Annotated in this window: 6 protein-coding genes; 5 read left to right on the top strand and 1 reads right to left on the bottom strand. The window is 75.5% G+C overall.

What is annotated here, in order from left to right; translation table 11 throughout:
- Window positions 1–422 precede the first annotated feature (422 nt).
- The 4 genes from ACFV0G_RS04860 to tpg all read left to right on the top strand — a co-directional run bounded on the left by ACFV0G_RS04860 (window position 423) and on the right by tpg (window position 4945).
- Window positions 423–1349: a GNAT family N-acetyltransferase gene (locus ACFV0G_RS04860; protein WP_380541658.1), complete on the top strand. Its 927-nt coding sequence runs from the start codon at window positions 423–425 to the stop codon at window positions 1347–1349.
- A 161-nt stretch (window positions 1350–1510) separates the two neighbouring features.
- Window positions 1511–1879: a hypothetical protein gene (locus ACFV0G_RS04855; protein ID WP_380541655.1), complete on the top strand. Its 369-nt coding sequence runs from the start codon at window positions 1511–1513 to the stop codon at window positions 1877–1879.
- Window positions 1876–4290 carry a telomere-associated protein Tap gene (gene tap, locus ACFV0G_RS04850; RefSeq protein WP_380541652.1) on the top strand — a complete coding sequence of 805 codons (2415 nt, stop codon included), beginning with the start codon at window positions 1876–1878 and terminating at the stop codon, window positions 4288–4290. Before ACFV0G_RS04855 ends, tap begins: the two co-directional genes overlap by 4 nt.
- A 109-nt stretch (window positions 4291–4399) precedes the next feature.
- Entirely contained in the window at window positions 4400–4945 is a 546-nt protein-coding gene (gene tpg, locus ACFV0G_RS04845) for a telomere-protecting terminal protein Tpg (RefSeq protein ID WP_380541649.1), read from the top strand.
- A gap of 91 nt (window positions 4946–5036) precedes the next feature.
- Here tpg and ACFV0G_RS04840 read toward each other — a convergent pair whose 3' ends face one another.
- On the bottom strand, window positions 5037–5639 hold the full coding sequence (locus tag ACFV0G_RS04840) for a helix-turn-helix domain-containing protein (RefSeq protein WP_380541645.1): 603 nt from the start codon (window positions 5637–5639) through the stop codon (window positions 5037–5039).
- Between the two features lie 84 nt (window positions 5640–5723).
- On the opposite strand from ACFV0G_RS04840, the gene ACFV0G_RS04835 reads away from it, so the two are divergent.
- Window positions 5724–7493 (top strand): methyltransferase domain-containing protein, encoded by a 1770-nt coding sequence (locus ACFV0G_RS04835; RefSeq protein WP_380541642.1) that lies wholly within the window; start codon window positions 5724–5726, stop codon window positions 7491–7493.
- Window positions 7494–7661 lie beyond the last annotated feature (168 nt).

The following is a 7661-nucleotide window of genomic DNA, read 5'->3' as shown; positions in this document are numbered from 1 at the left end:
CAGTCTCACGACCTCGTGAGAGCCGGGCCCGCGCGTGCCGAGGCATCGGCGGGAAGTGGACGCTGTGACAGGTACCCACTTCCGACGCGCGGCGGGCTCGGCCGACGCCCGGTCAGCAGGCGCCGCTCAGAAGCTCGTAGGTGTGAGCTGCGCGGCAGGGCCGTCGATGGACCTGGTGTGCCCGGTCAGGCGCGGCAGGTCATGCCTTGCCAGTCAGGCGCCAGATCTGGTTCCTCTTGTTCGCCAGGTTGCTCGCGACGTCCAGGCACTTGCCGCTGTGCTCGTTGACGACGGTGTAGTCACCGTGGCGGCGCCCAGGTCGACCGCGTGGGTGCTCCGTCCGCCGGGCGTCATGTCCGCGATCCTGCCAGGTACCGGAATCCGGTCGACACGGCGGGAGCCGATGGCCCAGAGTGGCGGCTGTGCCAGATCTTCCCTCGCCCTGGCCGCGGCCCGGGTACCGCAGCCGCCCCGCGACCGCCGCCGACGCCCCCGCGATGCACGCGCTGGTCGCGCTGTGCGAGAGCGAGGTACTGGGCCGTGCCGAGACCGGCCTCGACGTCATCGTGGCCGAACTGGCCCAGTCCGACCTCGATCCGGCCCTGGACACCCTTCTCGTGCACGCGGCCTCGGGCGAGCTGGCGGCCTGCGCATGGGTGGTCCGCGGACGCCGCAGCGCGGTCGAGGTCCACCCCGGCCACCGCGGGATCGGGCTCGGCGCCGCACTGCTGCAGTGGGCGGAGGAGCGCGCCCGCGGCACGGGCAGCGAGCGCCTGGTGCAGACCGCCTGGGACGAGGACCGCGCCACCGTGGCCCTGCTGCGCTCCCGCGGGTACGCGCCGTACGTGAGCCAGTGGCAGCTGGAGATCGCGCTGCCGACCGAACCGGAGGTTCCGGCGCCGCCGGCCGGGGTCACCGTCCGGCCCTTCCACGAGGCCGACCGGCACGCGGCGCACCGGCTCACCGAGGACGCCTTCGACGAGTGGCAGCAGCGGCGCAAGCCGTACGACGAATGGGCTCGGCTCACCGTGGACCGCGCGACGTTCGCGCCGGGCCTCTCCCCGGTCGCCCTGGTCGGCGACGAGATGGTCGGCGCGGCGCTCTGCCTGGACGTCCCCGGCACCGGTGAGGGCTACGTCGAGCGGCTTGCCGTCCGGCGCGACCACCGCAACCGCGGGATCGCCCGGATCCTGCTGCGGGAGGCGTTCCGCGGCTTCCACCGGCACGGGTACCGGAGCTGCACCCTGTGGACGCACTCCAGGACGGGGGCGCTCGCGCTCTACGAGCGGGTCGGCATGAACGTCCGCCAGGGCTCCACGGTCTACGCCAAGGCGCTGGCCGCCGGATAGCGCACGGTACGGGGCCCGGAGCCCGACCTCGAGGCCCGTCTCCGATGGGTCGCGCCCTGCGTCGAGCCCCGCCGTGCGAGTTTCATGGACCGATAAACCGAGGTGTTCGCCGCTACAATCACGTTGTTCGTGTTCACCGGGGCAGAGCAGCGGGAGGGCCCGTGCTGGCAGTGGACGTCCGGCAGGCCCTGCGGGACGGTGAGACGGTCCACGAGGCGGCCTCCCGGTGGTGGCGCTTCGGCGGACGGACCGTCGCCGACCACGGGGACTTCCTGCTCGCCTTCGTCGACGGCGGGGTCTGCGTCGGCGCGTTCGAGATCCGCGCCGTCCGGACGGCCGAGGACCCGGGCGGACGCTACGCCTTCGACCTGGCACCGGCTACCCGGTTCCAGTGGGCGCTCGGCCGGCGGCTGCCGCTGCCGCCCGGCCGCAACCCCGCCCGGATCCTCGGCGGCTCCGCGCTGCGGGAGTTCCTCGACGCCGACCCCCACCGCACGCCGACCCCCGCGGCCCCCGAGGGGGAGCGATGACCGACACGCCGGACGCCATCGACGCCCTGCTCGGCGCCGGCCCGCGCCGCACGGAGCCGCTCCCCGAGCCCGCGGAGCGCGAACGGCTGCGCGCCGCGTACGGTCTGACGAAGGCCGAGACCGCGAAGGCGCTCGGTGTCAGCACCGGCACCCTGACCGCCTGGGAGTCCGGGCGCCGCGACCCGCAGGGCGAGGGTCGCACCGCGTACGCCCGCCTGCTGGAGGGCATGGCGGCCCGGCTTGGGGAGCCGACGACGACCGCCGTCCCGGAGCCGGTCGCCCCGGTCGGCCCGGTCGCCCCGGTCGTTGCCGAGCCGGCCTCGGCCGCACCCACTGCCGGCCCCGTGCACCAGCAGGTGGTGACGCTCGACCAACTGCCCTCGGGCGAGCTGGCGATGCACGCGCCGCAGCCCTGCGAGCGCTGCGGCCGACCGACGCCCTACCGCGCCGCCGGGCGTCCGATCCACATCGGCGGTTGGTGCGCGCCCTCCGTCGCCACCGACGTCGCCCCTGCCCCTGCCCCTGCTCCTGCTCCTGCTCCTGCTCCTGGCCCTGCGGCTGCCGCTGCCGCTGCTCCTGTCCTTGCTCCTGCCGCCTCAGCGCCCGTGGCCTCCGTCCGTCGCCCGGCCCGCCCGGCCCGCCCGGTTGCAACCGGCAGTACCCGGAAGCAGCCGGCGAAGCGGGAGCCCGCGGCCGCCGTCGACTGGGAGCAGGCTGCGGCGGCACGCTTCCCCGCCGGTCCGCTCGCGGTGCTCGACACCGCCGCGTCCGGCCGCGGCCTGGTCGGCCACCTGGCGGACGGCCGGGTCGTCGACGTCGACGGCGCCTCCCTGCCGGAGGTCGTCACCTGGGCGCTCGGCCTCGGCCTGGGCGCACCACGACTGCACCGCCACGGCAAGGACGGCGACCCGCTGCTGGTCCTCACCGACGCGGCCGCCGCCGACCTCGGCCTCCCGGCCGTCGGCAAGGACGAGAAGCGCGACTTCGTCCTGCGCACCAACCGGCTCCCCGACAGCCACCGCGCCGTGAAGGCCCTCACCAAGGCCGGCTGGCAGCTCACCCGACGCGGCCTCGGGCCGTGGGCGCGGATCTACCGGACCCCCGACGGCAGCCGGCGCGAGTGCGTCCAGCTCTGCATCCCCCTCTGGGGCGCACTCTCCGCCGGCGGGTGGCAGCTCCCGCCCGGTCTCGACGCCGCCGCTCTCGCCCGCCTGCTCGGCACCTACGCCCAACGGGTGCTGACCCCGCGCGGCTCCACCGCCGTCTCCGGACTGGAACTGATGACCGCGCTGCGCCCGCCGACCAGGCCGGTGCGTGGCGAGGCGGGCTGGACGTCCGGTCCGGTCGAGGGCTCGCTCGTCCGCGCCGTCGACGCCGCACCGCCCGAGGTCCCCGACGAGCACCCGCTCGCGGAGGGCCGCGAGGCAGGCCCCGGCCATGTCCTGCTGGAGGAGGCGTGGGACTGGGCCCGGCCGTTCGACCTGGTGGGGGACGAGGAGCGCGCCCACCCGTTCGCCGTCGGACTCGACGTCAACACCGCCTTCCTCGCGGCCGCCGGACGCCTCCTGGTCGGCCTCTCCGAGCCGGTCCACGAACTCCACCCGGTCTTCGACCGGAAGCTCCCCGGCTCCTGGCTGGTCGACCTGTCGGACGTGGACCTCGACCCCCGCCTGCCCTCACCCTTCACCCCGACCGGCGACCGGCCGACCGGCCCCGCCTGGTACGCCACGCCGACCGTCGCCTACGCCGTCGAGCTCGGCGCCCGGGTCCAGCCGCTCGAAGCCTGGCTCCGGCACGAAACCGGCCCGTACCTCGACCCGTGGCACAAGCGGCTGCGGGACGCCTACGTCACCACGATGGAACGGCTCGGAGTCCCGCTCGACCTCGCCGACGGCGACCCGCAGGCCTTTCTGGCGTCGATGGCCGCCCTGGCCGACCGCGGCGACCCGCTCGAACTCGCCGTCCTGACCGCGGTCAAGGCGACCGCCAAGGGCGGCATCGGCAAGCTCCGCGAGAAGCCCCGAGGACCGGGCCTGCGGCCGGGCGGGCGCTGGGCCGCGCTGGAACGGCCCACCTGGCGGCCCGACATCCGCGCCGCGGTCATCGCGACGGCCCGGGTCAACTTCCACCGCAAGCTCCTCCGCACCGCCGAGCACACCGGCCGCTACCCGCTCGGCGTGCTGTCCGACTGCGCCGTCTACGCCGCCCCCGGGTCCTCCGCGCTCGACGTCCTGCCGCGGACCCCGGACGGCCGACCCGTCCCCGGGGCGCTGCGCCTCGGCGTCTCACCCGGGCACGTGAAGTTCGAGGGCGCCCGGCCGATGCCGGAGGTCCTGGAGATGCTCACCGAGGGCCTCAACCCGGCCCGGTACATCAAGGCCGGCACCGACGCGGTCGCCGCCGGCGAGTAGGCCCCGGCCGGCCGCCCACTCGGCGATCGACCGCCCACCCGGGGCCGGCCGGACAGCAGAGATCGGCCGCTCGGCGGAGACCGGGCGCAGAGCAGAGAGGAGCAGCACCGTGGGGGAGATCGACGAGGGGCTGGAACGCGCCTCGCGGACGCGGGCGATCCCGCAGTCCACCGCTGCCCGGGTGCGGTTCCTGGTCCGCAGCGCGAAGGGCTCCACCCGGGCCGTCGCCGAGGAACTCGGCGTCTCGCAGCGCACCGTGCAGCGCTGGCTGAAGGGCGCCTCCGCGCCGAAGCCCGAGGCCGTGGGGAGGATCGAGCAGCAGGTCCGCGCGAAGTGGCAGCCGCGGGTACGGCAGCGCACCCGCCGCGCGGCCGAGCGCGACGGCTTCGTCCTCCACGTCCAGGCCCAGTTCGGGTACTCCTCGGCGGTCGGGTCCAGCGACGACCCCCGGATGCGCACCATCACCCAGCGGATGCCCGGCGAGGTCGCCCGCCGGCTGTACGCGGCCCGCGACGCGGGTGCCGGCACCCGCGAGCAGGAACAGGTGCTGGCCGATGCCCTCCAGGAGCACTACTTCAAGGACGGCGGCCGCCGGGCCTCCGGCCTGACCACGGAGATCAACGGCATGAACTGGGCCGACTTCGAGGTCGACTGACCGACCGCCGTCCCGTCCCTCGTCCCCCGTCCTCCCGTGCTGCCGTCGCTGCTGGAGGTCCGTCCGGCCCTGCTGGTCGCCACGGCCCCGGTCACTCGGGCGTGGTCTCGTCGGACCGGCCGCCGCGCGGGCGGGCCCGGACGTGCATGCGTTCGCCCTGGGAGCCGAACAGGCTGAGGATCTCCACCGGGCCGTCCCCGGCGCTGCCGAACCAGTGCGGCAGCCGGGTGTCGAACTCGGCGGCCTCCCCGCTCTTGAGCACCGTGTCGTGCTCGGCCAGCACCAGCCGGAGCCTGCCGCTCAGCACGTAAAGCCACTCGTAGCCCTCGTGCGAGCGCGGGTCGGGCGTGCACCGCGACGCGTCGATCACCATCTTGAACGCCTGCGGCCCGCCGGCGTGCCGGGTCAGCGGGACGATCGTCGAACCCGCGTGCCGGAACGGCTTCAGCCGCACCCGCGGGTCGCCCACCGGCGGAGCTCCGACGAGCTCGTCGAGCGGGACCTGATAGGCCCGGGCCAGGGGCAGCAGCAGCTCCAGATTCGGCTTTCGCTCGCCGGACTCCAGGCGGGACAGGGTGCTGACCGAGATGCCGGTGCTCTCGGCGAGCTGCGCCAGCGTGGTGCCCCGCTGCTGCCGCAGAGCCCGCAGCCGGGGACCGACGGAGGCCAGCACCGCGGCGTCGTCGTTTGCCATATCGGCAACATTACTTTGCCGATCGGGTGGTGCGGGCCGACGGTGGCTGCAGACGACCGCAGAGCGAAGACCGGGAGGCCCGCGGTGGAAGAGACGTACGACGTAGTGGTGGTGGGCGGTGGCGCCGCCGGACTCAGCGGCGCCCTGGCGCTGCTCAGGGCCCGGCGCTCGGTGCTGGTGGTCGATGCCGGTGAGCCGCGCAACGCACGTGCCGGGCACGTGCACAACTACCTGACCCGCGAGGGCGCCGCACCGGCCGATCTGGTGGCGACGGGGCGGGACGAGGTGACCGGTTACGGCGGCCTGGTCGTCGCCGGGCGGGTCGGGCGGGTCGCCAAGGACGGCGACGGATTCACGGTGGATGTGGATGTGGCTTTGGATGCGGAGGCGGGGGCGAAGGCGGAGATCGAGGGGCTGACGGAGTCGTCCGGGCTCGCGGGTCACGGCGGTGTCCGCACCGTACGGGCCCGCCGGCTGCTGGTGGCCACCGGTCTCGTCGACCGGGTGCCCGAGGTGCCGGGTCTCGCCGAGCGCTGGGGCCGAGACGTGCTGCACTGCCCGTACTGCCACGGATGGGAGGTCCGGGACCGGCGCATCGGGATCCTGGCGACCGGGCCGCTGTCCTGGCACCAGGCCGAGCTGTGGCGGCAGTGGAGCCCGGACGTGGTGGTCCTGCTCCACGGTGCGCCCGGTCCGGACTCGGAACAGGCCGAACGGCTCGCCGCGCGCGGCATCGTCGTGGTGGACGGCCCGGTCGTCGGGCTGGAGCTCGCGGACGCGGAGGCGCCCGGCGACGCCCCTGGCCTCGATGCCCCGGGCGGCGACCTGCTGACCGCGGGTGTCTCGAGCGGCGACGTCCTGACCGGTGTGCAGCTGGCCTCGGGCGAGTCCGTCGGGGTCGACGCCCTGGTCGTCGCCGCGCCGGTGGCAGCCCGCTCGGAGGTCCTGGAATCGCTCGGGCTGGAGCCCGTCGACGTGGAGTTCGGCGGCCATGTGGTCGGCAGCCGGATCCCGGCCGATGCCACCGGCGCCACCGCTGTTCCCGGGGTCTGGGTGGCGGGCAACGTGACCGACGTCCAGGCCCAGGTGGTCACCGCGGCCGCGGCGGGCCTCAAGGCCGGTGCCGCGATCAACGCGGACCTGATCGCCCAGGAGACCCGCGACGCCGTCGACGCCTACCGGGACCAGGTGCGGGTCATGCTGGCCCAGGAGGCCTGGGAGGAGCGCTACCGCTCCCGCCCGGCGCTGTGGAGCGGCCGGCCCAACCCGCAACTGGTCGCCGAGGCCACCGGCCTCACCCCCGGGCACGCCCTCGACGTCGGCTGCGGCGAGGGCGCGGACGCGATCTGGCTCGCCGAGCGGGGCTGGCGCGTCACCGCGGTCGACCTCTCCACCGTCGCGCTGGAGCGGGCCGCGGGCCACGCCGCGGCGGCGGGTCCGCAGCTCGCCGCCCGGATCGAGTGGACCCATGCCGACCTGCGCGACCAGCCGCCCGCCGCCGGGTCGTACGACCTGGTGACGGCGCAGTTCATGCACCTGCCGGGTCCGGCACGGCGCGACCTGTTCGCCGGACTGGCCGCTGCGGTCGCCCCCGGCGGGACCCTGCTCATCGTCGGGCACCACCCGTCGGACCTCCGGACGGCGGCCGGCCCGCGGCTCTTCCCCGACATGCTGTTCACCGCGCAGGAGGTCGCCGACGCACTCGACCCCGGCACCTGGGAGGTGCTGGTCGCCGAGACCCGCGAGCGGACCGGTGCGGACCGCGACGGCAACACCGTGACCGTCCGCGACGCCGTCGTGGTGGCACACCGCCGGGCCGCGGATTCGGGGACCGCGGCGGGCACCGCCGCCTGACGCAGGGCGCTCCCGAGGGCGGGGGCAGTGGGGCAGCCGGTGAAGCACCGGGGTCGGGTGGGGCCGCGCGCAGCCGGTGTGGTGGCGCGCGGTCGCTCCCGGGCCGGGTGGCGTGGTCCGATGGAAGGAACGCCGCGGGGACACCGATCCCGTCGGACCGGCCCGGAC

It is taken from the genome of Kitasatospora sp. NPDC059571, assembly GCF_042735675.1.
Classification (GTDB): domain Bacteria; phylum Actinomycetota; class Actinomycetes; order Streptomycetales; family Streptomycetaceae; genus Kitasatospora.
The sequence above is the reverse complement of the archived record's forward strand: the minus strand, read 5'-3'. Positions and strand labels throughout refer to the sequence as shown.